The organism is Ruegeria sp. BB9, assembly GCF_056539345.1.
In genome coordinates this window covers 1-26,207 of record NZ_JBQFUU010000001.1, presented here as the reverse complement: position 1 = coordinate 26,207, position 26,207 = coordinate 1, and the positions used below count along the sequence as shown (strand labels likewise).

Here is a 26,207-nt window from a genome sequence, read left to right as displayed (position 1 = left end):
TTTTGATACAAAACGTCTCATTAATTGCGAAACGGGAGGATAGCAATGGAGATCGGACGAAAGTTAAGTGGCATTTCACGGCGGGACTTTTTCCGCGTTGCCGGACGCTATGGCATGAGTTCCACTCTGCTGGCAGCAGGGGGTTTCGGTGGGGCCATGAGCCTTGCCAATCTCGCGCAGGCGGCTGAATCCACGTATGAAAAACGGTTCTCGAAAGAGCCTAAGCATACGCTGAAATTCGGTGCGGCAGGCTTCAACACGCGCAACCTTCTCATCGAACGGGCCGGCGCCATCGAATTCGCCCGCGACCTCGAGGAACGCACGGACGGTGAGATTCGCATCGAGTTCATCGGCGACAACCAGATCTGCGGTCAGCTGAGCTGTGTCGAGAAAACCCAGCAGGGCATCGTGGACATTTACGCGGCCTCGACCCAGAACTCGGCCGGTGGCGCACCCTATCTGAACGTGTTGGACTATGCCTACATGTTCCCAAGCCGCGCAGCGCAGTATCATTTCTTCTACAGCCCCGCCAGCCAGCGGATCCTGCGCGAGCCGCTCGAGAAGCGCCACGGATTGAAGTTCCTTTTCACCCACTGCGAATTGCGCGGGCTTCAGATGGGGTCGACCTTTGCGGACAAGCCCACCGTCACCAAACTGGAAGAGCTGTTTGGCACCAAGAACCGCGTGACCGGCACTCAGCTGGGTCGAATCGCGATGCAACTGCTGAACCTGAACCCTGTTCCGGTGGCCTGGGAAGAGACGCTGGATGCGCTGAAGACCGGTCTGATCGATGGGGCCGAAACCTGGGCATCGGCGGTGGCTTATGCGAACATGGCGCCAGTCGTTTCCCAGTCGGTCAACCTCAAGTTCTTCTGCGGTACCGAACACACGTCGATGTCGGCCAAGGTCTTCGACAGCCTGGGCGGCGAGTTGCAGGATGCGGTCATGGAATCGTCCTACTTCACGCAGGCGCTGATCCAGGGTGCAAACGAAGCCGCGTTGCTGAACACGGTCGGCTTCTCGGATCCGCAGCTGCCCAACACGATCTTTGCCGAGAACGGTGTGCGTGCGGCCTTCCTGCCGGACGACCAGATCAAGCTGGCCGAGGAAATGTGTGCCCCGAACTTCAACCCGGAACCCTGGGCGGAATGGCGCGAGCGCCTGAACAAGTGGGCCGGCGGCATCGACACCTATCAGGAGATCTACGACATCGCGCGCGAGATCCCGGCAGACACCCTGCCGGAAAATGTCGAGCCCCGCCGTTGGTGGATGGGCCAAGCCTGATAAACTGATTTGAACCGGCCCCGCGTGGGCCGATTCATCCGAAGACCGACTGGGAGGACGGGGTTCATGTCATTTTGGGCAGACATTGGCGCGATATTCAGCGCCTTTCTCAGCCAGGATTCCTTTGAAATTCAATCAGCGTTGGAGCCCGACGCAGCGTGGGTTGTCGGCGCCGTCGTCGCTGCGCTGGGCGGGCTTCTGGTCATGCTGATCTATCGCAAGGTTCCCTTCATCGAGCGCCATCTGGAACGATCCGTGATGGTGTATTCCTATCTCGCCATCGCGCTGATTATCTTCTGGGGCGTGATCGACAGATTCGTCTTCAATGACCAGGAACCCTGGTCCACAACGATTCCACCCTTGCTGTTCATGGTGATGGCGTGGTTCGGGGCCTCCTACAACGTGCGCCTCAGAACGCATCTGAGCTTCAGCGAATTCCGGACCGCGATGCCACGCGGCGGGCAGTTGGCCTGCCTGATCCTGGACGCGGTGCTGTGGTTCATCTTCGCGGTCATCGTCATCGTGACCACGTCGCGGCTGGTGGCCTTGTCAGCGTCCAACTTCCAGATCGTTCTGGGCACGGACAACGTCATGCAGTGGTGGTTCCTGCTGGCGGCACCGTTGTCATTCTTTCTTATGGTCGGCCGAGTATTCCAGAACCTGGCGGACGATCTGCGCAACTTCAAAACAGGCGAGCCGCTGATCAAGCAGGCCGTGATCGGGGCAGACTGATGGCAGACGGAACTTGGGTTACTTTGATTTCGCTCGGCGTGACATTCCTGTTCATGTTGGGCGTGCCGGTCCTTCTGGTCATCGGCTACTGGGTGATCGGCTGCTCGTTTGTTCTGGGCCTGACGCTCGACAACATGGGCGCCGAGCTTTTGAACGTGTTCAACAAGGGCTTCGCGCTGCTGGCCATGCCCCTGTTCATCCTGACCGGAGACCTGATCAACAAGTCGGGTATCGCCCGAAGGCTCAGCGATTTCGCCTATGCCTGTCTCGGCTGGATACGCGGCGGTCTGGCGATGGCTTCGCTTGGGGCCTGCGGGTTGTTCGCGGCGATCTCGGGGTCGAACTCGGCCACGACAGCCACGATCGGATCGATGCTGCACCCCGAGATGGTCAAGGGCGGATATGACGAACGCTTCAGCGCTGCGACCGCCGCGGCGGGCGGCACAGTCGGGATCATCATCCCACCATCAATCATCTTCATCGTTTATGGCTTCCTGATGAACCTGCCGATTTCCGAGCTGTTCGTGGCCGGCATCCTGCCCGGCGCGCTGATGGTCATCGGGATGCAGTTTGCCTGCTGGATCATCTGCCGCATGAACGGCTGGGGTCACCTGATCCCGCTGCAGCTGAACCGCGTTCTGAAAACCGCCTTCGGCGCGTGGCTGGGCTTTTTTGCCATCGGGCTCGTGCTGTGGGGCATCTACACCGGCAAGTTCTCTCCGACCGAGGCCGCCGGGGTCACCGTTGGCTTCTGCGTCATCGCCGGGCTGGTGAGTTATCCGATCAACCGGATCATGGGCGCCCGCGACGATGTTTCCCCAACGGACAAGAGCTTTGCCGAAATGCTGGTGGTCGAGGGCTTCACGATCCCCGAGATCCCGTCAATCGTCATCCGTTCGGCACAGATCACCGGGATCCTGGCGCCTCTGATTGCCATCTCGGTGGTGATGCAGCAGATCCTTTCCCTGCTGGGTGCCCAGGAAACGATCGGCAATTTCGTGACCTCGATGGGGGGCTACCATGCTGTTCTGTTCACCTCGATGGTGATCGTGTTTTTCTCGGGCATGGTTCTGGAAAGCCTGCCGGTGACCATCATTCTGGCTCCGATTCTGGCTCCGATCGCAGCTTCGGTCGGGATTGATCCGATCCACTTCTCGGTGATCTTCCTTGTCGGAGCATCCATTGGCTTCATCACGCCGCCATACGGGCTGAACCTGTATGTCGCCTCGGGAGTTACAGGCGTGCCGTATTTCCGGCTTCTGCGGTATACGGTGCCTTATCTGGTGGCGTTGCTCTCGGTCTGGATTCTGGTGTCACTGGTGCCTGATCTGGCCTTGATACTGCTGCCGAAAAACTAGACTGTAGCCGGATGACCGCGACGGACACACAAGACAAGGACACCCAGATTCCAACGAACCTGCGCCTGTTGCTGATCTTGGAAGAGGTCGCGCGGCGCGGGGTCGCGGTCAAACCGGCAGACCTGATTGAAGCGTTGGGTCTGGCAAAGCCGACGGTCCACCGGCTGCTGCAGACGGCCGAGGCCGAAGGGTTCCTTCAACGTGATCTGGACGGCCGGTCCTATGGGCCCGGCCCCCGGTTGCGGCAGATGTCCGTGAACACTGTTTCGTCCGAACATCTGCGCACGGCCCGGCTGGCAATCCTGCGCGGAGTAGCCGACGAAATTGGCGAAACCTGCAACCTTGCCATCCCCGACCGCGAGGGCATGATCTATCTCGATCGGGTCGAGACCAAATGGCCGCTGAGAATCCAGCTGCCGATCGGGACCCAGGTGCCATTCCACTGCACCGCCAGCGGAAAGATGTACCTCTCGACCCTGCGCCGAAACACCTTGGATGGGTTTCTCTCGGCGCGCGGACTGACCGCAAACACCGAGAAAACCATTACTGACCCCAAGGCCATGCGTGCCGAGATCGCCAAAATCGCCCAAAACGGTTACTCGACCGACGACGAGGAGTTCATGCCCGGCATGGCCGCCGTCGCGGTTCCGGTCTTTGACGAGAATGACCGGCTTGCGGCCACTCTGTCCGTGCACGCACCCACACAACGTCACGATCTGACAAGCCTGAAGCAATTCCTGCCACTGCTGCAGTCCGGGGCACTCAAACTGTCGGGTCTGCTTGCCTCGTAGGGTGGGCCGGCACGGGACCCAGCCGTGCGGAGGCGAGCAGTGATCTCGCCCCACCGACTTGGGCAGACACAGAATTGACGCGCCCACCCCGGCCAATAGTCAGTTGCCTGCCTGATGTTCCGCCTCGGTGCGTTGGCGTTGAATCGCGCGTTCGCCTTCGGGCCAGCTGTTCTTGATGAACGCGAGAATGTCCCAGATATCCTGATCGGACAGGCTGTCGGCAAATCCCGGCATTCCGCTTTTGACCCCCGAGACTCCCATTCGCTTGAGCATCTCCTCGCCGCCCAACTTGGTATAGTCGAACAATAGGCCATCGCCATGATGCCAGGTGTGCCCGGTTCGATCATGCGGCGGGGCTGGAAGGACGCCGTCCGCATCAGGCGTTTGCCAATCGGGCTGACCCTCCAGGTTGGCCCCGTGACACGATGCACAGTTCTCGGCATAAAGCGCCGCCCCACGTAGCGGATCGCCGGATGCTCCGTCAGGCACCCCTTTCGACATCCACCATTGAGCGCTGGCCAAGACGATGATCACAACGGCCACCGGTGTACCCCATTTCATCATTGGCGAGATCGTTCCGCGCAGCACCTCCACCTTTTCACCCTCCGTCATGGTCATCGAGCAGATAAGTTGACATGGCGCGGCGGTCTTCGTCCGTCAGGAAGCTGGTGCCGTAGGTCACGACCTCGCCCATTGCGCCGCCGAATACGTCACCGTCGGGCATGATGCCGGTGCGCAGGGCATAGGCCAGGCTGTCGACGGTCCAGCCCCGCATCTGCAGGGTTTCAGAGTCGATGGCCGGCGCCTTGTCGCCGCCCGGCAGTGCATCACTGCCCTTGAAGTGCTCGGTATCCGACTTGCGGGCGCCCAGCAGATTGCGCCCGGTGTGGCAGGCGGCACAGTGGGTGACGCCTTCGACCAGCAGCCGGCCGCGGTTCCAAACATCACCTTTGCCGGGGACCGGATCGGTGTGCGGCGGCTCAAGGAACGCCGCGCGCCACAGTTTCAGCCCCCAGCGCTGGTTGAAGGGAAAGGCCATCTCCTGCACGCGGGACGGCGTGGCCACCGGCGGCACGGTCTGGAAAGCCGCCCACAGGTCGGCGATGTCCTGATCGGTGAAATCGGCGTAGAACGGGTACGGGAAGGCCGGGTAATAAGGCTGCCCGTCCGGCGCCACGCCTTGACGCACAGCCTTGGCAAATTCCTCGATCGTCCAGCCGCCAATGCCGTGGTCCGGGTCGGTGGTCAGGTTCGGGGAATACAGCGTGCCAAAGGGCGTCTCGAGCTTGACGCCGCCGGCCAGAGGCGCGCCGCCCTCGGCGAAGTTGGTGTGGCAGGCGATGCAGCCGCCCGCCCGCGCTAGGTAGGCCCCGCGGTCAACCTCGCTTGTCAGGTCGGGCAGTTGCGGCGTCAGGCCGATCGGCCACGCGATCACGGCGGCCAGCCCCGCCGCTGCCAGAACGGCAGAGGCAAGGCCCAGACGATAGATGCGTTTCATCGTGGCACCCTATTCCGACCGAAACCGCGTGTGACAGGCCGAGCAGGTCTGGCCCAGCATCATGAACACGTCATCGGCGGGCATCTCGGACAGCTCCTCGCGCTTGGGGGTTCCGCCCATCATGGCCCCGCCCCCCATCATCGAGGCGCCACCCATCATGCCCGATCCGCTCATCATGCCGGACCCCTGCCCGGCACCGGCCATCATCAGCCCGTTGTCGGCCGCCAAAGCCAGCCCCTCGGCATTGGTCTGCAGCTGTTCGGCCAGTTCGGCGAAAGCGTCCCAGTCCTGCCAGATCGCGGGTTTGGCCTCGGAGGGCATGCCGTTGCTGCCTTCGGGGAACAGCCGGGTCATGCTGTCGCCGGCATGGCGGCCGATCGCCTCGGCTGCGCGCCGGACGGTGGCGGCGTCATAGGGCGTCTTGCCCTGCATCATCGGCGTCAGGGTCTTCATGGCGTCCTTCATGGCGGACATGCCGTCCATCCGTTCCTTCACGATCCCGGTGGCGCCACCATGCGCCAGGGCGGTCACGGCAATCATCGACGCCAGCACGGCGCCCGTCGTCAGCTTGAAAAGGGTCATCGTCTTGTCCTGTATGTCTGCTTCAACTCGCCCACCGAAAGGGGCCTTTCATGACTCAGGACACGGCGCGTGGCGGGGGCGGATCGAACAGGGCCACCGGCAGCATCCGGTACCGGCCCGGCGGGATGGCACGACGGCTGATCCTTGATACCAGCGCGGAAAGGACTGGCGCGGCCACGGTCATTGCGACGCCGTTGCAGAAGGCCCCGCCGTGGCAATGGCCCGGGTGGCCCTGTTCGACGTGGTCGGGGTCGGGTGCTCCCAGATCGACGACGGCATGTGTGCCCCCATCGCCCCCATGCGCAAAGGCGGGTTCCGAGAACACCAGAATACCGGCCAGAACCAGGCCCAAGGCCAGAATCCACCGTCCGATCATCCTGTCCGCCCAGCTGTGCAAGGTTCAGTTTATCCCGTTCTCGCGCTGCAGTTCCCTGACATAGGCAACGATGCCCTGCACGTCTGCACGGGTCAAGCCAGCGACCGGCGGCATGTCGCCAAAGCGCCAGTGGTGGGCCTGAACACCATATTGAACCGCCCGCTGAAAGGCCTCGTCCCCGTGGTGGCTGGGCTCGTAGATCTTATGCACCAGCGGCGGCGCCAGGCCTTCCAACCCCGTGGCATTCGCCCCATGGCAGACAGCGCATTTGACGTCAAAGGCAACCTTGCCCATCTGCGCCTGCGCACTCAACGTCGCTGGCACCCGGACCTGCGCGATTGGTTCCCCTTGCGACAGCGACGACGTGTCGGGCACCACCATCGAATGGCCCGCAGGCTGCTGGTTGTAGTTGTAGACAAATACGGCAGCGCCTGCGATCAGAACGCCGCCTACCAATAGCGTCAGTTTGTTCATCGGCTCGTTTCACTCGGTTGTTTTTTGGCTTGGCGCAGGCGACACCGAAACGGTCTGACACTGATCAAACCTGCTTGACCTGCCGGTTTTGCCGCCTTGCGCACAGTTTCGGGGGGACTGTCTGCCCCATTCCCGCGCTGGAAGGTCAAGAGAAGTTTGCTGCAAATTCGCCCAAAGCCGACGAAGGACTGCAGCACCGTACCGAAAGGTCATCGCCGAGCTAAGCCGCCCGAGGATTCCAATCGTGAGAAACGGCCGAATCCCCCATCGCTGTGGTCGAAGTGTAAGCCGGATCCGGGATGCACAGCGCAAATCTCCCGGACCGTTCATGACGCCGTCAGTTGAAACTTGAAGACTTCTGAATGGCGCCGGCTGCGACGGGCTTGTCAGTACTTCGCCAGAGATTCGAGTATCTTCTTCCACATATCGGCATCACCCGGAAAAATCCTTTGCACCAGAAATTCGGACGGAAAATCCGGCCACGTGGTGTCCAACTCGTCAACAAGTCTTTGTGCTTCGTCAAAATTGCCCAGCCGATCATGAGCGACGGCCTGGAATAAAAGTGATGGCCCGCTTACGGGCGCTCCAGCAGCCGGTGCGCCCTGAAAGGCTTCGACAACGTTTTCGTAGTTCCCGAGCACAAGCTGGGATACCCCCCAGATATTTCTCGCCCCAAATCGGCCGGATCCGGATCTGACCCGCGTCGGATTACTGACCTCGGCCGCAAGTTCAGGCTCGTTCGCAATCAGGGCGGCAATCCCGACAAGGTCCAGAACATGGCCATCTTCAGGCGCTAGTTCAGCAGACAGGCGCGCATATTTCAAAGCCTCATCCGCGTCGCCCGACACCGCCAATCGCCAACCGTTCGAGGCGTTGGCCCAAGCACCCGACGGGGACAACTCAAGCGCCGTTCCTGACATCTGGGATGCTTGCCGCAACAGATCCTCTCGTGTGTCCTCGTCTTGAGACAGCAGAGCCAGTGTGGCCAAGACCTGAGCCATTCCCGCATAGCCATCGGGCAAGGCCGGGTCGAGCTCGGTGGAATGCTGGAACATTCCCAGGGCGATCTGCTGGCGTTTGACATCGAAGACCGGAAAGAACATCCCCCGCGCCTGATCCGCCAGGTTGGCCGCCTGCAATCTGGCAAGCGATTGCTGACCAAGCGCAGCCCGTTCGGCCTGCCGGGTGGTGTTGGTGGGTTGCCCGGCCTCGTCGTTGCCGGGTCTCAGCCACATGCCCAGCATGACGATCATGGCCACAACGCACAGCCCGACCAACAGAAGTCCACGCAGGTGGCTGGGTCCGCCGGACGGGCCGTGGCTTGCCAAGTCCGACTTGGGATCATCCAGGGAAGCTTGGTGTGAAAACCGCGGTTTGTATCCGCCTGGATCGACGAAGATCCGAACGCCCTGACCGTCCCAATGGTCTTCGTAAAACTCACGCAGCAAACGCCGTAGTCGCCTGGCCTCTACCCGAACCAGATTTCGACCGCCGCTGCCATCAATGCTGCGACCGTACACTTCGACGGCAATGGCCTTGCCGCGGATCTGGGAACCGCGACCGGCGAGGGTTTCCTCGACGACATAGGTGAGGAACTGCTGAAGCCGGGGCGACGTTTGGAACTCGGCGCTGGCAACAACGTCACGCAGCGCCTGCCGAACCAGGTCAGGTGATGGCAGCCCAACATCTTGATCTATCGATAAATCATTGGCTTGGTTCACTGCAAACTCACCCCCAACTCACGGTGACTCACTTGGCCGCCCCGGTCAACCGCACGCATCTTGATGCGAGAATAGATAGTGGGAATCGGGCTTTATCCAGTGACGGACGACCTCAAAGACGAGCTACCCGAGCTTTCGACTGCGCTTTCCAGCCAGTTCAAACCGGACGCATTTCTGAGCGAGGCCATCGAGGACTTCGGCAAAGTCTGCGCAAAGCTTAAGGATACGTCGATCACCGCGTCCGAGCGCGAGGAATGGGCCCACATCAAATCTGAACTTGTGAACGAGCTTCGTCGTCTGGCGAAGCGCAATCTTAGAAACGCATCCGACTGAGGGTATCGCAATGACCGACAAAGACCAAAGCAACGATCACGAAAACGAGCAAAACCAGCCAGCGGATGAGATCGAAAACCCTTCGCGCCGGCATGTCATGCAGGGGCTGGCGGCAGGTGCGGTGGCAACGGGGGCTGTCAGCTACGGCTCCGGCGCAGCACAGGCGCATGAGGGGGACGGCCCTCTGGGTGAAAGCCTGAAGAACCCCTATGGCGGCCGGCCTGCCGGCGGCATCACTCTGCCAGAGTACTTCCGGCCGACGAAATACATGACCGGGTCGAACGCAAACTATTTCCCGCTTTCCGAGGAATTGGGGCCCGACGAGATGCGCATCTCCTTCTGCGGGTCAACGCCGTTTCCTCCGCGTGAGGATCAGGCAGGCACCTGTGTGATGGTCGAGCTGGGCAATGGAAAACGGTTCTTCTTCGATTTCGGGTCGGGCTGTGTGCGCAACATCATCGGGATGCAGGTGCCTGCGCAATTGATCAACGATATCTTCATCACGCATCTGCATGTCGATCACTACGCCGACATCCCCTATATCTATCCGTTCAGAGCTTGGTCGGGAGGCTACACGCCGCTGCGGATCCACGGCCCGTCCGGTCGGACCCCCGAGCTTGGGACGGCGGGCATGGTGGACGGCATGAAGCAAATGCTGAAATGGCATTTAGAGGCCTTCGACGTATTCCCGATTGGAGACGGTTACGAAATCGAGGTCAACGAGTTCGATTTCCGTCAGGAAGGCGGCATCGTCTATGACGAAGATGGCGTCACCGTGCGCTCTTGGCCACGCAGCCATGCCAAGGACGGCGCCGTCGGGTATCGCCTGGATTGGAACGGCCTGAGCTTCGTTTGGACCGGGGACGGCCGACCGGATGAATTGAGCCTTGAATACGGCAAAGGCGTTGATGTGTTCGTCACCGAAATGTCCGGTCAGGATATCGGCCAGTTGATGACCTACAAATACGGCCTGCCGCAGGAGCTGTTCAACTACACGATCGATACCCATCACACCTCGCATTATGCGGTTGGCAAGATGATGGCTGAGGCACGCCCCCGGCTTGCGATGGTGACCCATTACACGCAGGACGAGGACATTGATGCCGAGATGCTGGCGGGTATCCGGGCCCATTATGATGGGCTGTTCGCCTGGGGTCTGGACGTGGCCGTGGTCAACGTCACAAAAGATGCGATCTGGTATCGGAAGGCGACACTGCCCGGCAAGTCAGGCTCGGTCGCACCGTTCCGTGAATTGGGCAAGATGGAAGCCGAAGGCAAGATCACCTTGCCCGATGAAATCAAGCCACCTGCCCCGCGGTCATCGCGCGCCGAACAGCAGGACCAAAAGTACCGCGACATGGAGATCGACCCCAAGGAATACTACCCCTCCGACGTGTTCCGTGCGCCCAATCCCGAATGGCCCAGCGACTTCGTGATCAAAACCGACGACGTCATTCCAAACCGCAAGAAGAAGACGGAGTGACACTATGATCGAGTTTGGTTCGACTTCGGCAATTCCGGTCACAATTCTGACCGGCTTTCTCGGGGCGGGGAAAACTACCCTTCTGAACCGCATCCTGACCGGCAATCATGGTCTGCGGGTTGCAGTTCTGGTCAACGATTTCGGCTCGATCAATGTGGATGCTGATCTTGTGGTTGGCCTGGAAGATGATGTGATGAGCCTGGCGAATGGGTGTGTGTGCTGCTCGATCCGGGATGACCTGATCGAAACGGTCGAGGCCGTTCTCGCCCGGCCGGAAAAACCGGAATACATCGTCCTCGAGGCCAGTGGCGTATCTGATCCGTCTTCAATTGCGATGACGTTCACGGACCAGAAGTTCCGGGACATGATCCGCCTCGACAGCCTCATGTGCCTTGTCGACGCCGAGCAGCTGTTCGCCGCACCAGAGCAGATGGAGTTGAAACTCAGGCAAATCGCGTTTTCCGACATGGTCATCTTGAACAAGGTGGACCTGGTCAGCAGAGAAACAGTTCAGAAAGTGCACGACTGGCTCGGCTCGCGTTTCCGCAGGTATCGCCTGGTCGAAGCGGTCAATGCGGATGTCCCGCTGGACATATTGCTGTCGGTCGGCCGGTTTGCTGCCGAACAGCTTGAGACAGAAGTGCCGGAGCATCATGAGCATGGGCCTGACTGCGGGTGCCAACACGCTGACCATTCTGACGGATTCTCAACCACGATGATGAAGGCCGAGCAACCCATCAGCCTGTCATCGCTGAGAGGCGCAATTCGAAAGCTACCGGGCGACGTCTATCGCCTCAAAGGATTTGTTTTCAGCGAGGAGGACCCGGATCATCGCATTCTTGTGCAGGTCGTCGGAAAGCGCATGGACATTTCACGGGATGGCGCATGGGGTGATCGAAAACCCGAGACGCGGCTTGTGGCGATCGGCGCGCCCGGTGCGCTTTCGGAACACCTGCTCACCGACGCCCTGTTCGAAACAGCCTAGCGATCACGCCGGTGGTTTGCCCCCAAACGGGGCGACCGGCCCTCGTGCCACCGCCCCTGAATTTGATTTAGAGGCCGAAATAATTAGACTTGTCGCAATCGCAACCTTCCTACAGCGGGGAACCCTTTATGTTCACAAGACTTTTTTGTTTGGCGCCGGCCATCTCGATCCTGTTGTCTTCCCCGCTTTTTGCGCAGGACACGCCGATCATCCATGACGCACAGTACTATATTCTGGAAGCGCAGAATGGCGAGCAGTGGATTGAAGACAACGCTGCCGTCGATGCGTTACTGGTCGAGTTTCGGGAAGGCAATGCTGGCAACCATCCCAACATCGTGTCCATTCTGATCGACGATCTGGGTTTCGGCGACATGGGCATTCCCGAACTGAATGCGGTACGCGGAATTGAAACCCCCAACATCAATGCGTTCTCGGACGAAGCCATGCGCATGGTTCGAATGTATACCGAGCCGTCCTGCACGCCGACGCGCGTGGCCCAGATGACCGGGCGGCTGCCGGTGCGCATGGGTATGGGCGACACTACGGTCGACATTGCCGGCTTTGGCCTTCCCGGAGATGAGGTCACACTGGCAGAGGTTCTGAAAGAGGCCGGCTATGCCACCAGTCATGTCGGCAAATGGCATATGGGTGATATCGCCGAAAGCTGGGCGATGAATCAGGGTTTCGACTATGCGCAGCATGCCATCCATCAACAGGGTCAACTGACAATCTTCAACGATGATGCGATCCGCGAGCAGGTCTCGGTCGGCATCCAGGACTTTGAAGAGGACTATATCGTAGACGATTGGTTCCGCCCGGATCCTGCCGCCATGGCCACCGTCATCGAAGGTGAGGCTGGCGGTCCAATCCGCGAAATCCGCATGCAGCCCGGCGAGCGTTGGGACGCAGAAAAATACGATGAGATGAACGAACAGTTCCAGCTCAAGGCGCTGTCTGAACTGCAGCGGCTGGCAGGCGGTGACACCCCCTTCTTTCTGCAATACTGGCCGATGATCCCGCTCGACAACACGCGCGCCGGACGCGACGGCCCTGAAAGCGTGAATGGCGGCCTTTATGCGGACAAGTTGCAACTGCTGGACGAATATCTGGGCGTGCTGTTTGACGAGATGGAGACGCTTGGCGTAGCCGAAAACACCATTGTGGTGCTGATGGGCGACAACGGGCACTTCACGAAATATTCCCCACAGTCAGGTTTCACGCCGATGATTTTCCGTGGCGGCAAGGGAGATACGACAGAAGGCGGCGTACGTGTGGATGCCTTTATCCGTTGGCCCGGAATGATCGAGGCGGACTCGATCGTGAACAACATCATCCATGTGTCGGATCTGTATACGACCCTGTCCCGCCTGGCTGGTGCCGACGCGTTCATCCCACGGGACAGGCTTGTGGATGGGGTGGACCAATCCGCGTCAATCCTGTTCGGCGACGAGTCGAAAACGCGTCGCGATCATGTGATCATCTATTCGGTGGCATCCCCGAAGGCGATCGTGAAGGATCAGTTGAAACTGAACCTTCCGGGTGCCGGAGAAAGTGCAATTCTGGCGAATTTCTTCGATATTTATCGGGATACGCATGAAAAGTACCCGGTTTCGACCGAAGTTGGCGCGTGGGGCGGCCAGGAATTCCAGCGCATTCTGGGACGGCATCTTGCCCGAAAAAAGCTGTATCCTGATACCGAACCTGCGCGCGGCGTGCCGTATGAAGGCATCGAAAACCTGCGCCCAGAAACCGTTGCCGCGGTCGAAGCCTTTCTGACCAAACAGACTGCGGTCGAACGCTAACTGCAGTCCGACCTCACCTCGGCCCGCCACGTTCAAGAGGCACCTCCATGCTTGCCAATCTGATCTTCTATACTGGCCTCGCTATCTCGCTCGGGATTGGCTTTGTCTATTTCCGCGACCTCGGTGACGTTTCCCAGATGTTGCTGAAGGTAAAGCGAGAAAACATGATCCGCTTCATTCGCAACGAATATCGGTTGATCGGGCTTGGCCTTGCGGCTTTTGCGGTTGCGACCATAGCCCACTTTGCGTTCGGTGCCGGCATCGGCGCGATCTGGTGGTTGGGCGCGGCTCTGGCATTGGTTCTGTATGGCTTTCCCTATGTGTGGGTCCATTTAGGGTTGAGAAACCAGCTCAACACAGCCCGGTATTACAGCATTGCCGAAGCCGAACGGTTCGTCGGACCGACCGCGCCCGTGATCGTGATAACAAACGGCGATCTCGCCCGGGCACATCCTGACGCCCAGATCATGCGGCCGCATCTGGCCGGCGACGCCAAGGGGCTTGGGGGCGAAGACGTGGTCATGACCTATTGCGCAATGGCCAATCTTGGTCAGGGTTACAGGCCATCCATCGAAGGAAAACGGCTTAACCTTCAAGTTCTAGCGCAACATGGCAACAACTTGATCCTGCGGGACAACGACTCCGGGGAGCCAATCCAACACATCTATGGGTTCCGAGAAGCGGATCGGGACACCGCGTCGGACGGGCCCGCCTGCCCATTGCGTCCGGAAGCTCAAATGGAGCCATGGCCAACGTTCCGCATGACATTCCGTGGCTTCAAGAAAGCCTACCCGGACGGTGAGGTCTTTCTGAACAAGCCGTCGAGCAACCCGTTCCTGAGACTGCTGGACATGGTGCTGGAGATCGTTTTCGGATGGGGGATCGCCAGGCAGCATCAGGAGGCTGACCCCGTCATGGACAACATGGAGCGCGCGCCTGACACGCGCCTGCCCAACAAGACACCTGTTTGGGGCGTGACCATCGGGTCGGATGCCGTGTGTTGGACCGACGACTTCGTGGTTGACCAGAACTGGCTGGTGAACACACAAGTCGGAGGGCGTGATCTTGTGGTTCAAATAGACCCACATTTCGAAAGCCTCGGGGTCTGGTACAACGACAGCGGCAAACCAGTAAAGCGTTGTGACTTTTGGGGAAATAGCGATCAGGGGCAACTCACGCGGGTTGAAACCTTGCGTGCCGGTTTGTTCTGGCACGTCTGGGCAGAGTTCTTTCCCAACACAGATGTCAATCGCATCGACGGTAGCGCGAACGTAAGTTAGGCGGATTGGCTCATCGGGCGTGAAGGTGCGTCGTTACAGTGGACCACTTTCGCTGAAACACTCCCAAAGCGCTTCTGCTTGGCGCCCCAAGGCATTGCCTTATCGGAATAGGGCCGACCTTTGCCCACAGCTTGGTTTTTTGGGCGCTAGTTTGATTTTTTGAGTTTGGTTGCGGGAGGGCGCAACCACCGTTTCCGAACGCAATTGAGATGTCAGGTTTATTCGCCAAGCGGACGTCAGTGTTGCCACTCTTAGAATTACGTTGTGCGGACAAAGCCGTCATCGAAGGCTGAACAATCAAGGAATGTTCGCAACCCAAGGGAGACAATATGAACCGAGTTTTTTGCTAACCAAATGCCGGAGGTAACCGCGCTTTGCAGTTGCAGTTGATGCCGGTGTTGATCGACCTTCAACGCGATTAAGCACATGTGGCCCGGCCGCGATCAGACTAGCGACTGAGCTGACGCAGCGCGAGTTTCCGGCCCAGTTCGTTTCTTATGAAATTCACCTTACGCCCGCTCGCTAGAAAAAGTACTTGATACCAATGTATGGACCATGCTGATCGACGTCATAGGCAAATTCACCGGAACTCAGTGTGTCGCTATAGTCGACGCTAAAGTAACGATACCCGAATGTCAGTGAGGTTTTCTCCCAGGGCTGATAGTCAAAGCCAATACTTGTGCCAATCTGGAGATCATTTCCACCGGCACCAAAACCGCCAAGTTCCACAGACGCAATCCCAGTCCATTTCTGGTTTAGCCGCCACATTCCGCGTATGCCGACGACTGGTTCTATCCAACCCTGATCTCCGTCCAATGTTGGTGGGTTTCCCAGACCTGGGGTCGCTATGTCGATTTCCTAACGGATGGAATTGTACCTCAGGCCGCCCTGGAGATCGATTGTACATCTCTGGCCGCTGCTGCCGTATTCGCCATCTGAAATACAGTAAGGCCACAGTTCACCAAACCATCTTTGACGAACGTCAACGTTAACCCCGGCTCCCAGGGGGCCAGGCAAAGTGGTATACTGTTCGATCACCACTTAATTCGCATCTACGATTATCCCAAAACCCCCGTTCCATGCCTCGTACTGGCCAGCTGCCGCGAAATCGAGCACATCCAGAACGTCACCAAGGTCCAGATCCAAATCCGCGGATTGTCCAGCCACGGTTGACTTACCCGTGATTCGCAGGGGTGTGAACAGATAGAATGAGGCTCCATGCCGACAGCCTGTTTCGTTTTGACCTGGCGCAGGTAGAGTCTGAGCGCGGGAAAGCCCGGGCATAGAAAATACGCCGGTCAGAACTACGAGGGCGCTAATTCATCTGAGGTGGAGCATCAAAGCTTCCTTGCATATTGGCGGTGCTTAGTAGTTGGACCTGAGACCTATCCCGGCACCTTGGTCGTAGGGTCTGTTAGCACCAATACCGACCAACACATCGGTGTAGAGAGCAGTTCCAGGGTTGAGGTTTTTACCGATCTGGAACTCGGCGGTCGCGGGCCACGCGTCATTTTCCCAATCGTATGGCGCTTTGATATCTGCTTTTGCCCAATACCCGTCACCAAATGGCTGAAGCGCAATCAGGCGCAGCGCAATTTGGCTGATATCAAGTAGAAGCGTTATGCGAAGCAAAGTGCTGGACCAGAGGGATCAGAGTCAGCCCAGTATTCGTGTTTGCAAAAGCGAACCCACCAAATGGGGCGATCTGATCCGTACCGATGCCGATGCCTTCGTCGGGGTCAACAAAATCGAGGATCCACTCCAAACCAAGTGCGGATTTTTTGCTCCAGGTGTCAGACAAGGGTTTCTGTGAGGGAAAGTAGATCAGCTTGAAGCTGGTCTTTTCGAACCCGTTGAACCTTTCGCCAGTCGCATTCGTTGAATTTTAGTGGAGCTCGTATTTTAGTTTTAGATCAGGGCGCAGCATGTATGCACCATCGACAAAGGAATCCTGAAGGTCTGTACCCCCTCCCAAATCAAAATACTGATATCGAATGTCGGTGTTGTTCACCACAGCCAATGGAATTGACGCGTTTCCTCAGCTTCGGCTGCATAGCCCACCACGAGCAGCGCAGAGATCAGGGGAACAAAACACAGGAAGATGCGTGGCATCATATGCCTGAGAGAAATTGAATGGTCTGGTTAGACGGCGACGGGTTTGCGCCGCCGTCTACATTCATCATTGCCAACTGGAGAAGACTTCTCGGGTCAGTTCGCTTTCAGGACGAAGGTTCTCGATCCCCTCATACGGAACGCCCTTTCCCAGTGGCAGATGCGGGTGCTTTGCTATAGTTTTCTGATGGCGCTTCACCATGTCTTGGAAAGATGCACCGGACCATAGTGAGTACCCGACAAGCGGATGTTCTTCACGTGGGTCTCGATAGACATTGAAAACGGGGGCCGCAGCGCCGGGCTGGCCGGGGGCCGGCAAATGCATCTTGAACTCTTGCTTCACAACTGAGCGCAGAACAGGCCCTTCGTACACGTAGACGTAGTCACGGCGCGAATTGCCTTCTCCCTCAAGCAACAATGCCGTCTGGTCGATGCCATCAATCACACGGTCCCGTGGAATACGGTCAGTCGCACCTGCTATACGGGCGAAGGTGGTGAACAGGTCAGATACGTGCACGATGTCACCTGCCGCGCTGCCCGCCTCAATGGCGCCGGGCCAGCGGATAAAGGCATCGGTTCGCACTCCGCCTTCAAGGTGCTGTGTCTTTCCGCCGCGATATATCAGCTGGTTCAGGCCGGATGTACCTTCGTAGTGGTACATCAAACCATTGTCGGCCATGATCATGACGACGGTATTGTCTGCCTTGCCGGTTTCATCCAGCTTGGCCAAAACCTCGCCGATCCAACCGTCTAGAACCTGCAATTTGTCCGCATGGAAGCCGCCGTTGCGAGATACGGCCTGCTCAGGATAAGCAAAGTTCAGCGGATAGAGTGGCCAGTATTGCATAAAGAATGGCGCGTCCTGCGAAGCCAGCCGCTCCAGCTGCTCCAATGCTTGAAGCTGATAGCGCAAGTTCATTTCCTCGTATTTCGCTTGGGTCCATTCTTCGCCGGGCTCCATTTCGACTTCGCGAGCCAGACCACCCGCTTCACCTTCTACGCCGGTCACAAGGCCATAGGGTTTGAACCGCTCGTCCAATTGAAATTGGTTGGACTGCCCTGACCAATGGTAACCAAGCATATTGTTGGCGACCATCGCATCACGTGTCATCAAGCTCAGCTGAACCTGCTGATGCAAGGGAAAAGCCGCCCAGTCGAAGCCCTGATTGTGCGGATAGGCCTGTTCAATATCGCCTTGGTGCCATTTCCCGACGTGCGCGGTGTTGTACCCTACTTCCTTGAGGATTTCGGCGATGGTGACTTCCTCGGACGCAAGACCTTCGCCGACCAGGGCGACCTTGACCTCTTCCACGCCCGCGCGCACCGGATGTCGACCGGTCAACATCGCCGTTCGAGTCGGTGTGCAGGATGGCTCCGTGTACATTCGCATCAAAGACATGCCTTCTGTGGCAAAGTCATTGATGTTGGGCGTATCGAAACCGGTGACATAGTTCATCGTCCGGTTGCCCATTTGACCGAAACTCACATCGTCAATCAGAATGTAGAGAATGTTGGGTGGTTGTCCTCCATTCGCGCCACGGATCTCGGCAAGCTTAACTTCTACCTCCGCATCCTGAGCATCCCATTGCTCGCCAAACTGCGCGCGGAGAAACTCGAACTCGCCGTCGTGTATGATAGGCGCTTCTTGGGCAAAACCCGCGCCAGAAATCAGCACCATGGCTGTGGCATGTTTCAATATTGATCTCATCGGTTTCCCTTCCCCTATTTGAATTATATCTTCCCTGCACGCCGCAGCGATTCAGCAATTTCATCCCGAAGACCATCCAAAGACTCGCGGATGTCGCGGGCAATCGTGTACGACCGACTTCTCGGCTCAGTGTTCACGGAGAGGTACTCGTCACTTAGAAGCTGATAGTCTCGGCAGATTTCATCGAAAACGGTGTCCGCCCGCCTTAGGTCCGCAATCGCGGCCCGATGGTTGGGAAACAGGTTATCAAGGGCGATGCCTTTCATTTCGGAGCTCGTTCAATGGATCAACTGGTTTAGGGGAGTGTTGGACGAATTCACTTTTAACAATAGGTATATCGGGGCATAATACGGTGTAATCAGATGCGTAACTTACTGAAAATATGGGTTTAACCAAAGACACATCTTCTCCACTGAATGAGAGCGGGTCACCTGCTGCAAAAGATGTTCGGGCGGCACTTCAGCGGCTTATCAGGTCTTCGACTTTCACGGGCTCGCAGCGCTTGCAGGACTTTCTTGCGTATGTGGTCGAGGAGTCTCTCAATGGAAGGGCCGATAAAATTCGCGCCAAGACGATTGCAATGGATGTCTATGGCGGATCAATGTCCGAGATGGCTCGCCGTGAAAATGTGGTGCGAGTGGACGCTGGGCGCCTGCGACGCAAGCTTGCCGAATATTACGCTGCAGATGGGCACGGGGAAAAAACGGTGTTTGAACTGCCAAAGGGTGGTTACGCACCTCGGATTTTGAGAAGCGGCTCCGAAACGGCTCACCCCCACTTCTCCGAGCTGGACGCCAGTGCTCGTGCATTGGCACGGCCAGCTGTTAGGATTGTCGGGATCACAATTCTAGGCTGTTGTGCGATTGCTTTTTTGGTGAGCTCGACAAAGCAGGATGTTCCAACTGACTTATCGGTCGATGGGCTGAGCCGTGATGAGCGCAGCGCCATTTTTGATGCATCCCCAATGCGTCTTCAGGCTGTAAATCTGGCCCATACTGGTCGGGACCTGATCTTTCCGGCCTTGGAACCTGCGCGTCTTGACGCGGCCTTAACCATATTCCAGGGAGCAATTGAAAACGACGACAGCTATTTCGGCGGCCATGCAGGCGCTGCACAAGTCGCCGCCACAATTGCAGTGCTGACATCCGACGTCGACCTAGCTCAGGACATGTTGAACTACGCGGACACTCAGGCCAACAGGGCCATCGAATTGGCTCCGGAAGCGGGGTGGAGCCAAGCCGCAATGGCTTGGGTCAAATTTGCCAAGGGAAACTGGCTTGAAGCCATAGAATTTGCGCAAAGAGCACGGCGTTTGGCACCACACGATGTACATGTTTTGGAGTTCGTGTCGCTGGTCCTGCTCTATTCCGGTTCGTTTGAACAAGTCGTAGAAATTAGCGAGGACGCACTCTCAAAAATCGAGCTAGAGCGGGGTTATGTTTTTCAGAACGCGATGGGGTCAGCAAAGTTCCATATGAAGGACTACGAAGGCGCTGTGTCAGCCTTTGAAAGCGTAGCTGAAAAAGGCGGCCCTGTGGGACCAGTAACCGTTGCTTACCTTATGGCGTCACATCAGATGTTGGGGAATAAGGCAGAAGCTCAAACTCTATCTGAGCAACTGTCACGCGAGTGGCCTGACAGTCGCGTGGATGCGCTCTTTGAGGAGCTATTTGTAGATTCGAAATACGGCAAAGACCTCAGTTACGCCATGAGACAAGCCAATTGGAAACCACCAAGTTAGGAGTTTGAATTCAAACTTCGGCCAATAGTGTTTCTCACAATGTCATTGAGACCGAATGCTCAGCGACTGCACCATGCCCGCTTCATGTGCATTGCTGTAATTTGAGCATCGCGCAGCATGCGGCACTTTTGTCGCTGCACTGCTCCTGATGACGTCTGGCCAATCATCTATAGACACCTGGAAACCTTGATCACGTACAGCACTTTCGCGGCGCTCAGGCCCGATAAGGGCGACGCGAGACAAAGTTGGTATTCGCTGTTGGTCCAGTCCGAAATCTCTACAACGTCAGACCGCTGCCAGTTAATTTCTTTCGGAGGCTTGTTTGGCAACTTGGTCACCTGCAGTTTCAATTACTACCTGCCCTAACGGTGCTGCCACGGCGACGAAGGAAAGTTCCTTGACTCTATCGCTGCCACGAACCACAAAAGTGTATTGGTGAAAGTATCTCGTCGCCGCGATGCTGCCGGTTACGATAAACCAATGGCCTTCAGACTAACTGTAGCATGTGCCCCAGCATAGGAACGGGTTTCGCTGGGGTCTTCGCTATGAGCTCGTTCCTCGCAAGCATTTGCAACTGTCACAGGACATGCACCTGTCATCGCGTGACCAAGGAAAGAAGGCGCCGCATGAACAGCACTTGGCACATGAATTGCGTGTTTGATGCCCGATAGATCAGGTCTCTGGCTCCGTTTGGATCAGTCACTCATTGGGTTTACGCGCTGCATACTTTGTTTGATCTCGACACTTTTGGTGTCGCTCTCAGGAACGCAGCTTGCTGCCCAAGTCGCAGGCAATGCCAGTGCAACGGTTTGTGACGAAGGTTTCGAAAACAGAAACGGATCCTGCCAAAGTCCAGACGTACCCCAAAACGCATATTTAACGGGTAGCTCCTATGGCCGCGGGTGGGAATGCAATCACGGTTTTCAGAATGTCGGAGAACTCTGTGAGAAAATAAGAGTTCCTGAAAATGCCTACCTGGCATCAACCGGAGATCAGTGGGCGTGCAATCGGCTGTTCCAGCGTGCCGGAGAAGAGTGTGAAGAAGTGATTTCGCCCCAAAATGGGTACGTCGAAACTCGGTTTGGCGTGCAGGAAATACACTGCAACTGGGGATTTCGTAAAGAGAGCCAGGATTGTGTTGAAATAGATGTCCCAAAAAACGGTCGTCTGAGCGACAAAAGAAGCTCGGATGGATGGGTGTGCCTCAGAGGTTACAGGGCGGCGGAGAGCAGCTGTGAACCAGTGGCAATTCCACAGGATGCATATCTCGCCCCTGAGACTTTTTCCGGATGGAAATGCGAACGTGGTTTTCGCGCAAACCGGAACAGGTGCGATAAGATTCAAGTTCCTTCCAACGCTCATTTGAACCGAAGAGGTGACGGTTGGGAATGTAATCGTCCATTCACAAGACAGAACGATACGTGCACGGAAAATGTGCCATAACAATGCGTTGGTGGAAACCTATGCCGCATGAGAAATCAGGAAGGACAAAGCCGTGAACAATGACTCGATTGATGAAAACCTGGGCAAGAGCATCAAGGCTGAAAAGGCGCGCCGCCGGTCCAATGGGATAAAGATATCTATTGCATCGGCGGTGTTTGTCGCAGCGATAGTTGTAGTGGTGTTTCTCTGATGCGCAAAAATACCCCTCAAATTACCCTTTCCGGTTCAAAGATGTCAGCTCGAGGTCTGGAACAACGAGCATTTCAGGACCGCAGTGTTCGTAAGTCGCGGAACGCTGACGTATCAGGAGTGATTGAGGAAGAGTTTGGAAAGTACTTGATCAAGGCCGGCGTTCTGAGCGGCGATAGTGTTGCACGGGCATTTCCCAAACCGCCGGCCAAAACGCAGACAATGATTGCCGATGCAGTTGGAGAAACACCAGCATTGGCTATAGAAGCCTTGAAAGAAATTCTCGAAGCACGAGACAGGAAGCGTAGCGGTCAACGCCGTTTGGAGGGAAACTCCGGAACCCTCGTTCCCAGTGAAAGAGAATATGCCGAGGCATTGCGCCAGATCAGGCTCACCCCTGCGCAGGTCAGGTTGCTGAAAGCACTTACAATCGCAGGCAAGGACGGTCTGACCATTGGTAACTTGTCTCAGGCGGCCGGTTACAAATCGCGCGAAGCCTCTATCAAGGTCTTCAAGAAAATCGGGCTATTGATTGCGGAATATCTGGAGCTGGATCTTCCCGAAGCCGGATCGGCACAGAATGATGGAGCCGCACAGGTTCTGGCATTTTCTTACATCGAAAGTGACGACGAGCCCGCAACTTGGATTATGCATCAGGAACTGCGCGACGCTGTTCGTTCAGTTCTATGACGCACGTTCCAGCCCCCGCTTTTGAAGTGAGCTCTAAATCGGAACAAATGTACGAAAGGTTGGTCACGTAGCTTATGTTGGAGAAACGACCATATCCGCTCGACCTGATTTATGTACCTGTGAAACGGGCAAAAACGCTTGATCAACAAAAAGTTCTGACGCTGGCCGAAGATATTTTGAAAAACGGCCAGCAAACCCCGATCCAGATACGCTCGGACAACAAGAGATTCGTGCTGATTGAAGGCCTTCACCGGTTAGAGGCCATTCGTGCCTTGGGCGGTGATACAGTCGAAGCCTATCTGGTACGCGCCAGGCTACACTAAATGCCTATTGGAATTGGCGTTCGACAAAGCCTCGGAAAATGTCAGCAGGCGCTGGCTTTTTTCGTCCCAAAGATGCAATCGTGCACAGTGAAGGCTCTCATATAGAGTAATACGTTGGCAATTTTCCAACTCGGAATGGTCCCGCAAAACTTCGTTTAGCCGATAAAACGGTATGCGGCTGGCAAGGTGGTGAACATGGTGTACGCCAATATTTGCAGAGAACCAAAGCAGGATGCCTGGTAAGGCATAATGAGAACTTCCATAGAATGCGGCGTCCTGAAGGTTCCACTCTTCTTCCCGTTCCCATGTCGTGTGTTCAAACTGGTGTTGAATATAGAAAAGCCAAATACCAATCGAGGCGGCGACGATCATGGTCGGCAGGAATACATAAACCAGCACATCCAGGCCTCCGGTCCAAAAAATCAGGGCCAGGACCACCGCAATCGCGGCGTTTGTTCCCATTGCGCTTGCCCAATACAGCCAGCCTGACCGCATGAAACCAAAGGGTAAGCGATTTTGCAGAAAGAACGTGTAGACAGGCACGATACAGAACAGGAAGAAGGGGTTCCGGATTAACCTGTAAGCGGCACGCCCGACCCACTTTCGCTTCAGATATTCCTCTACAGTTAACGTAGGGATATCGCCCATCCCGCGCCGATCGAGGTTGCCGGTTGAGGCGTGGTGAATCGCGTGGCTTTGCCGCCAGACGTCATAAGGTGTGAGGACGAGAACACCCAAGACCCGGCCTGTCCAATTGCAAACGGTACGGTTTTTAAAAAATGATCCGTGACCACAATCATGCATGATGATGAAGAGACGCACCAGAAATGCAGCGTTAAGGATTGCCAGTGGAATAGCGACCCAGACACCAAGGGAAAGCGCAAACCACGCTGCGCCCCATAGCGCGAAAAAAGGGATAACAGTAATAGTCAGTTCAAAAACACTACGCTTCGTATCGGGTACGCGGTATTGAACGAGCGCCCGGGTCAATTCCTGCTGTTGCAACTGACTTGTTCTCCAACGGCTCTTGGGAACCCTCTGAGCAACCGGGCACCCCAGAAGGATGCCCGTAGCAGGCTATGCGAGTGCCAGGTTGGAAGCGCTGTCGCGTCCGTCACGGCCAGCTTCGACGTCGAAGGTAACCTTCTGGCCGTCCTTCAATTCGCTAATGCCGGAACGCTCAAGTGCGGAAATATGCACGAACACGTCGCGCTTCCCATCGTCAGGCTCGATAAAGCCAAAACCTTTGGTTGAGTTGAACCATTTTACTGTGCCATTTGCCATGGTGGAAGTCTCCTAATGCTTGTCGCCCGCATCATTGCGGCGACTCGGCGTGGTCGGTCTGAATCGAGAGACTGAACGCCGAATTGAGGAGACAGCAGGTCGAAAAAGAAAAACGTAAGCCGTGTGTATATGGACTTTGGGTACGCACGATACAAGCCCTGATGCTTTTGAAGTTCATCTTTCGGCTGAGGACACCAAAGACAAAAAAGAGCGCTGGTTTCCTCTACCCAAATTACTGGTGCAACCGATGGTGTCTTATCTGGGGATCTATCGTCCGATCCTGGTTGGACCCAAGACATCCAATGCGCTGTGGATCAGCCAATATGGAGACCCGATTACCGCCAATGGCCTGTCTCGTGAGCTGCCGAAAGCGGCAAAACGCTTGCTGGGCGTTAAGTTGCGCACACACAATTCTCGGCACATTGCGGCGACCAGCCTCGCAGAGACAGACCCGGAAAATGTCAACATCATCCGGGATATCCTCGGACATGCCACGCTGGACATGTCTCAGAAGCATTACAATCGCTCCATCGGACTGTAAGCCTGTGACGACTACCAATCTCTCCTGCAGGCAAAGATGAAGACCTTGGGTCGCAAACGGCAAGTTATCGCACCCTAAAGCCGCTCGTCGGTTCGGCCAAATACCTATGACCGAAGCATCTTTCATTGCAACGGGTTGCAATGAAAGTACAAAACACGGCCCAATCCATGCCTATAACGGGTTGGACCAACCAGCTCCTAAGGCCGAAAGGCCCGACCCATGCGCGCCGCTATCCACGCCGGCTACTCCACCGATCTTCAAAGTGACGCCTCCATTGAGGACCAGCATCGGCTGTGCCTGCGCTTGATCAATAGCAATGGTTGGCAGGAGGCCCAGACCTTTTCCGACCGAGGACTGAGCGGAGCATCTCATCTTCGCTCTGGCTATCAACGGCTTTTGGAAGACGCCCGGCTTGATAATTTCGAAGTCGTCGTAGCCGAAGGTCTCGACCGCTTAAGCCTAGATCAGGAACATATCGCGGCCTTTTTCAAGCAGATGCGGTTTCAGGGCATCCCGATTGTAACCGTGGCAGAGGGAGAAATTTCTGAACTGCATATCGGTCTCAAAGGCACTATGAGCAGCCTGATCCTGAAAGACCTGGCTCAAAAGACCCATCGCGACCTTGAAGGACGTGTGCGTAAAGGTAAATCAACCGGTGGTATCACATACCGTTACGACATTGCGCTAGATATGGACGCAGACGGGTCTATCACCACAGGGGAACGGCGGATCAATGAAAGCTAAGCCCAGATCGTTCAACGTATCTTTCAGGACTACAGCCATGGGCAAAGCCCACGCAACATCGCTGCTCAACTGAACAATGAGGGCATTCACGGCCCCCTTGGCACATGGGGATCATCGACGATCTACGGCAACTACCAGCGTGGCACCGGCATCTTGAACAACGAACTCTATATCGGGCGGTTGGTTTGGAACCGGCAGCGTTTCGTCAAAGACCCAAACACCGGCAAACGACAGGCGCAACTGAACCCGCCCGAAGACTGGGTAATAGAAGAGGTGCCCGATCTACGGATCATGTCCGATGACCTGTAGAACGTTGTGAAGGGGCGACACGAAGAAACGCGCAGCGCCGCAATCGGCCTATCCGGCGGATCGGCTGCCGATAGCGACAGATCATCAGGGTCTACTTTCACCCATCGGCTTGTGATCGGACTGTCCCGTTCCGAGGGCAGACACCGATATTTTGGTTACCGTGACGGGTGTGCCAAGAGCCGCGGAGCTGACGAGGGTTTCGAAAAATTCTAAGATTTCTTCGGCGGCGCGCTGCACTTTTCGCGCAGTGACTACGCGCATATCTTACTTACTTCCCGTTGGCCGTTTGGGTTTTCGGGCTGTAGTTTGATTTTTTGAGTTTGGTTGCGGGAGCAGGATTTGAACCTGCGACCTTCAGGTTATGAGCCTGACGAGCTACCGGGCTGCTCCATCCCGCGACACTTTGGTTTGGTCTGTTGCCTAT

The 26,207-nt window shown here is 56.7% G+C and carries 28 protein-coding genes and 1 tRNA gene; 16 read left to right on the top strand and 13 right to left on the bottom strand.

Features of this window, described 5'->3' with window-relative positions; all coding sequences use genetic code 11:
- Window positions 1-45: 45 nt before the first annotated feature.
- From ACR0FC_RS00145 to ACR0FC_RS00130, 4 genes are all read left to right on the top strand, one after another.
- The gene (locus ACR0FC_RS00145; RefSeq protein WP_093962894.1) at window positions 46-1,284 is read left to right on the top strand and encodes a TRAP transporter substrate-binding protein; all 1,239 of its coding nucleotides are present in this window, start codon (window positions 46-48) and stop codon (window positions 1,282-1,284) included.
- 66 nt (window positions 1,285-1,350) lie between these two features.
- Complete coding sequence (locus ACR0FC_RS00140) at window positions 1,351-2,016, top strand: TRAP transporter small permease (protein WP_170337419.1); 666 nt, start codon at window positions 1,351-1,353, stop codon at window positions 2,014-2,016.
- Window positions 2,016-3,374, top strand: a complete 1,359-nt coding sequence (locus ACR0FC_RS00135) for a TRAP transporter large permease (RefSeq protein ID WP_093962896.1) — start codon at window positions 2,016-2,018, stop codon at window positions 3,372-3,374. Before ACR0FC_RS00140 ends, ACR0FC_RS00135 begins: the two co-directional genes overlap by 1 nt.
- Window positions 3,375-3,385: 11 nt before the next feature.
- Window positions 3,386-4,165: an IclR family transcriptional regulator gene (locus ACR0FC_RS00130; RefSeq protein ID WP_170337418.1), complete on the top strand. Its 780-nt coding sequence runs from the start codon at window positions 3,386-3,388 to the stop codon at window positions 4,163-4,165.
- Window positions 4,166-4,264: 99 nt separating this feature from the next.
- On the opposite strand, the gene ACR0FC_RS00125 is transcribed toward ACR0FC_RS00130, so the two are convergent.
- The 6 genes from ACR0FC_RS00125 to ACR0FC_RS00100 all read right to left on the bottom strand — a co-directional run bounded on the left by ACR0FC_RS00125 (window position 4,265) and on the right by ACR0FC_RS00100 (window position 8,816).
- Window positions 4,265-4,777: a c-type cytochrome gene (locus ACR0FC_RS00125; RefSeq protein WP_170339371.1), complete on the bottom strand. Its 513-nt coding sequence runs from the start codon at window positions 4,775-4,777 to the stop codon at window positions 4,265-4,267.
- On the bottom strand, window positions 4,764-5,663 hold the full coding sequence (locus tag ACR0FC_RS00120) for a c-type cytochrome (RefSeq protein ID WP_170337417.1): 900 nt from the start codon (window positions 5,661-5,663) through the stop codon (window positions 4,764-4,766). The genes ACR0FC_RS00125 and ACR0FC_RS00120 overlap by 14 nt, the downstream gene beginning before the upstream one ends.
- A 9-nt stretch (window positions 5,664-5,672) precedes the next feature.
- Complete coding sequence (locus tag ACR0FC_RS00115; protein ID WP_170337416.1) at window positions 5,673-6,245, bottom strand: c-type cytochrome; 573 nt, start codon at window positions 6,243-6,245, stop codon at window positions 5,673-5,675.
- A gap of 55 nt (window positions 6,246-6,300) precedes the next feature.
- Window positions 6,301-6,621, bottom strand: a complete 321-nt coding sequence (locus ACR0FC_RS00110) for a hypothetical protein (RefSeq protein ID WP_170337415.1) — start codon at window positions 6,619-6,621, stop codon at window positions 6,301-6,303.
- A gap of 24 nt (window positions 6,622-6,645) precedes the next feature.
- On the bottom strand, window positions 6,646-7,095 hold the full coding sequence (locus tag ACR0FC_RS00105; protein WP_170337414.1) for a c-type cytochrome: 450 nt from the start codon (window positions 7,093-7,095) through the stop codon (window positions 6,646-6,648).
- A gap of 386 nt (window positions 7,096-7,481) precedes the next feature.
- Window positions 7,482-8,816 carry a tetratricopeptide repeat protein gene (locus tag ACR0FC_RS00100; RefSeq protein WP_170337413.1) on the bottom strand — a complete coding sequence of 445 codons (1,335 nt, stop codon included), beginning with the start codon at window positions 8,814-8,816 and terminating at the stop codon, window positions 7,482-7,484.
- 99 nt (window positions 8,817-8,915) lie between these two features.
- Here ACR0FC_RS00100 and ACR0FC_RS00095 point away from each other — a divergent pair, with 99 nt between their 5' ends.
- The 5 genes from ACR0FC_RS00095 to ACR0FC_RS00075 all read left to right on the top strand — a co-directional run bounded on the left by ACR0FC_RS00095 (window position 8,916) and on the right by ACR0FC_RS00075 (window position 14,699).
- The gene (locus tag ACR0FC_RS00095; protein ID WP_170337412.1) at window positions 8,916-9,149 is read left to right on the top strand and encodes a hypothetical protein; all 234 of its coding nucleotides are present in this window, start codon (window positions 8,916-8,918) and stop codon (window positions 9,147-9,149) included.
- A gap of 10 nt (window positions 9,150-9,159) precedes the next feature.
- Window positions 9,160-10,632 (top strand): guanitoxin biosynthesis MBL fold metallo-hydrolase GntH, encoded by a 1,473-nt coding sequence (gene gntH, locus ACR0FC_RS00090; protein ID WP_217353966.1) that lies wholly within the window; start codon window positions 9,160-9,162, stop codon window positions 10,630-10,632.
- Between the two features lie 4 nt (window positions 10,633-10,636).
- Window positions 10,637-11,617: a CobW family GTP-binding protein gene (locus ACR0FC_RS00085; RefSeq protein ID WP_170337411.1), complete on the top strand. Its 981-nt coding sequence runs from the start codon at window positions 10,637-10,639 to the stop codon at window positions 11,615-11,617.
- 149 nt (window positions 11,618-11,766) lie between these two features.
- Window positions 11,767-13,419: a sulfatase-like hydrolase/transferase gene (locus ACR0FC_RS00080; RefSeq protein ID WP_254437741.1), complete on the top strand. Its 1,653-nt coding sequence runs from the start codon at window positions 11,767-11,769 to the stop codon at window positions 13,417-13,419.
- 47 nt (window positions 13,420-13,466) lie between these two features.
- Complete coding sequence (locus tag ACR0FC_RS00075; RefSeq protein WP_170337409.1) at window positions 13,467-14,699, top strand: DUF3179 domain-containing (seleno)protein; 1,233 nt, start codon at window positions 13,467-13,469, stop codon at window positions 14,697-14,699.
- A gap of 1,041 nt (window positions 14,700-15,740) precedes the next feature.
- Here ACR0FC_RS00075 and ACR0FC_RS00070 read toward each other — a convergent pair.
- The 4 genes from ACR0FC_RS00070 to ACR0FC_RS00055 all read right to left on the bottom strand — a co-directional run bounded on the left by ACR0FC_RS00070 (window position 15,741) and on the right by ACR0FC_RS00055 (window position 18,785).
- Window positions 15,741-15,866: a hypothetical protein gene (locus ACR0FC_RS00070; RefSeq protein ID WP_302476835.1), complete on the bottom strand. Its 126-nt coding sequence runs from the start codon at window positions 15,864-15,866 to the stop codon at window positions 15,741-15,743.
- Between the two features lie 439 nt (window positions 15,867-16,305).
- On the bottom strand, window positions 16,306-16,500 hold the full coding sequence (locus tag ACR0FC_RS00065) for a hypothetical protein (protein ID WP_170337408.1): 195 nt from the start codon (window positions 16,498-16,500) through the stop codon (window positions 16,306-16,308).
- A 378-nt stretch (window positions 16,501-16,878) separates the two neighbouring features.
- Window positions 16,879-18,507 (bottom strand): sulfatase-like hydrolase/transferase, encoded by a 1,629-nt coding sequence (locus ACR0FC_RS00060; protein WP_254432914.1) that lies wholly within the window; start codon window positions 18,505-18,507, stop codon window positions 16,879-16,881.
- 35 nt (window positions 18,508-18,542) lie between these two features.
- Complete coding sequence (locus ACR0FC_RS00055; RefSeq protein WP_170337406.1) at window positions 18,543-18,785, bottom strand: hypothetical protein; 243 nt, start codon at window positions 18,783-18,785, stop codon at window positions 18,543-18,545.
- 236 nt (window positions 18,786-19,021) lie between these two features.
- Here ACR0FC_RS00055 and ACR0FC_RS00050 point away from each other — a divergent pair, with 236 nt between their 5' ends.
- The 4 genes from ACR0FC_RS00050 to ACR0FC_RS00035 all read left to right on the top strand — a co-directional run bounded on the left by ACR0FC_RS00050 (window position 19,022) and on the right by ACR0FC_RS00035 (window position 22,905).
- Window positions 19,022-20,260, top strand: a complete 1,239-nt coding sequence (locus ACR0FC_RS00050) for a tetratricopeptide repeat protein (protein ID WP_170337405.1) — start codon at window positions 19,022-19,024, stop codon at window positions 20,258-20,260.
- Between the two features lie 1,495 nt (window positions 20,261-21,755).
- The gene (locus ACR0FC_RS00045) at window positions 21,756-21,893 is read left to right on the top strand and encodes a hypothetical protein (protein WP_170337404.1); all 138 of its coding nucleotides are present in this window, start codon (window positions 21,756-21,758) and stop codon (window positions 21,891-21,893) included.
- Window positions 21,893-22,582, top strand: coding sequence for a hypothetical protein (locus ACR0FC_RS00040; RefSeq protein WP_170337403.1), 690 nt, complete (start codon window positions 21,893-21,895; stop codon window positions 22,580-22,582). The genes ACR0FC_RS00045 and ACR0FC_RS00040 overlap by 1 nt, the downstream gene beginning before the upstream one ends.
- Before the next feature lie 74 nt (window positions 22,583-22,656).
- On the top strand, window positions 22,657-22,905 hold the full coding sequence (locus tag ACR0FC_RS00035) for a ParB N-terminal domain-containing protein (RefSeq protein ID WP_170337402.1): 249 nt from the start codon (window positions 22,657-22,659) through the stop codon (window positions 22,903-22,905).
- Here the strand turns inward: ACR0FC_RS00035 and ACR0FC_RS00030 are convergent.
- A complete protein-coding gene (locus tag ACR0FC_RS00030) occupies window positions 22,897-23,910 on the bottom strand; it encodes a fatty acid desaturase (protein ID WP_170337401.1) in 1,014 nt (337 codons plus the stop codon). The genes ACR0FC_RS00035 and ACR0FC_RS00030 overlap by 9 nt on opposite strands.
- Window positions 23,911-23,982: 72 nt before the next feature.
- Window positions 23,983-24,189, bottom strand: coding sequence for a cold-shock protein (locus ACR0FC_RS00025; protein ID WP_170337400.1), 207 nt, complete (start codon window positions 24,187-24,189; stop codon window positions 23,983-23,985).
- Between the two features lie 136 nt (window positions 24,190-24,325).
- Between ACR0FC_RS00025 and ACR0FC_RS00020 the strand changes: the two genes are divergently transcribed.
- From ACR0FC_RS00020 to ACR0FC_RS00010, 3 genes are all read left to right on the top strand, one after another.
- Window positions 24,326-24,730 (top strand): site-specific integrase, encoded by a 405-nt coding sequence (locus ACR0FC_RS00020; protein WP_170337399.1) that lies wholly within the window; start codon window positions 24,326-24,328, stop codon window positions 24,728-24,730.
- 219 nt (window positions 24,731-24,949) lie between these two features.
- Complete coding sequence (locus ACR0FC_RS00015; protein WP_170337398.1) at window positions 24,950-25,474, top strand: recombinase family protein; 525 nt, start codon at window positions 24,950-24,952, stop codon at window positions 25,472-25,474.
- 6 nt (window positions 25,475-25,480) lie between these two features.
- Window positions 25,481-25,783, top strand: a complete 303-nt coding sequence (locus ACR0FC_RS00010; protein WP_170339364.1) for a recombinase family protein — start codon at window positions 25,481-25,483, stop codon at window positions 25,781-25,783.
- A gap of 321 nt (window positions 25,784-26,104) precedes the next feature.
- Here ACR0FC_RS00010 and ACR0FC_RS00005 read toward each other — a convergent pair.
- Window positions 26,105-26,181: transfer RNA gene (locus ACR0FC_RS00005), tRNA-Met, on the bottom strand.
- Window positions 26,182-26,207 lie beyond the last annotated feature (26 nt).

What these genes read in the sequence shown, in the direction of transcription:
- ACR0FC_RS00145 (WP_093962894.1), top strand. Translation starts at nt 46, where the DNA reads ATGGAGATCGGACGAAAGTTAAGTGGCATTTCACGGCGGGACTTTTTC.
- ACR0FC_RS00140 (WP_170337419.1), top strand. Translation starts at nt 1,351, where the DNA reads ATGTCATTTTGGGCAGACATTGGCGCGATATTCAGCGCCTTTCTCAGC.
- ACR0FC_RS00135 (WP_093962896.1), top strand. Translation starts at nt 2,016, where the DNA reads ATGGCAGACGGAACTTGGGTTACTTTGATTTCGCTCGGCGTGACATTC.
- ACR0FC_RS00130 (WP_170337418.1), top strand. Translation starts at nt 3,386, where the DNA reads ATGACCGCGACGGACACACAAGACAAGGACACCCAGATTCCAACGAAC.
- ACR0FC_RS00125 (WP_170339371.1), bottom strand. Translation starts at nt 4,777, where the DNA reads ATGACGGAGGGTGAAAAGGTGGAGGTGCTGCGCGGAACGATCTCGCCA.
- ACR0FC_RS00120 (WP_170337417.1), bottom strand. Translation starts at nt 5,663, where the DNA reads ATGAAACGCATCTATCGTCTGGGCCTTGCCTCTGCCGTTCTGGCAGCG.
- ACR0FC_RS00115 (WP_170337416.1), bottom strand. Translation starts at nt 6,245, where the DNA reads ATGACCCTTTTCAAGCTGACGACGGGCGCCGTGCTGGCGTCGATGATT.
- ACR0FC_RS00110 (WP_170337415.1), bottom strand. Translation starts at nt 6,621, where the DNA reads ATGATCGGACGGTGGATTCTGGCCTTGGGCCTGGTTCTGGCCGGTATT.
- ACR0FC_RS00105 (WP_170337414.1), bottom strand. Translation starts at nt 7,095, where the DNA reads ATGAACAAACTGACGCTATTGGTAGGCGGCGTTCTGATCGCAGGCGCT.
- gntH (WP_217353966.1), top strand. Translation starts at nt 9,160, where the DNA reads ATGACCGACAAAGACCAAAGCAACGATCACGAAAACGAGCAAAACCAG.
- ACR0FC_RS00085 (WP_170337411.1), top strand. Translation starts at nt 10,637, where the DNA reads ATGATCGAGTTTGGTTCGACTTCGGCAATTCCGGTCACAATTCTGACC.
- ACR0FC_RS00075 (WP_170337409.1), top strand. Translation starts at nt 13,467, where the DNA reads ATGCTTGCCAATCTGATCTTCTATACTGGCCTCGCTATCTCGCTCGGG.
- ACR0FC_RS00055 (WP_170337406.1), bottom strand. Translation starts at nt 18,785, where the DNA reads ATGAAAGGCATCGCCCTTGATAACCTGTTTCCCAACCATCGGGCCGCG.
- ACR0FC_RS00040 (WP_170337403.1), top strand. Translation starts at nt 21,893, where the DNA reads ATGCGCAAAAATACCCCTCAAATTACCCTTTCCGGTTCAAAGATGTCA.
- ACR0FC_RS00035 (WP_170337402.1), top strand. Translation starts at nt 22,657, where the DNA reads ATGTTGGAGAAACGACCATATCCGCTCGACCTGATTTATGTACCTGTG.
- ACR0FC_RS00025 (WP_170337400.1), bottom strand. Translation starts at nt 24,189, where the DNA reads ATGGCAAATGGCACAGTAAAATGGTTCAACTCAACCAAAGGTTTTGGC.
- ACR0FC_RS00015 (WP_170337398.1), top strand. Translation starts at nt 24,950, where the DNA reads ATGCGCGCCGCTATCCACGCCGGCTACTCCACCGATCTTCAAAGTGAC.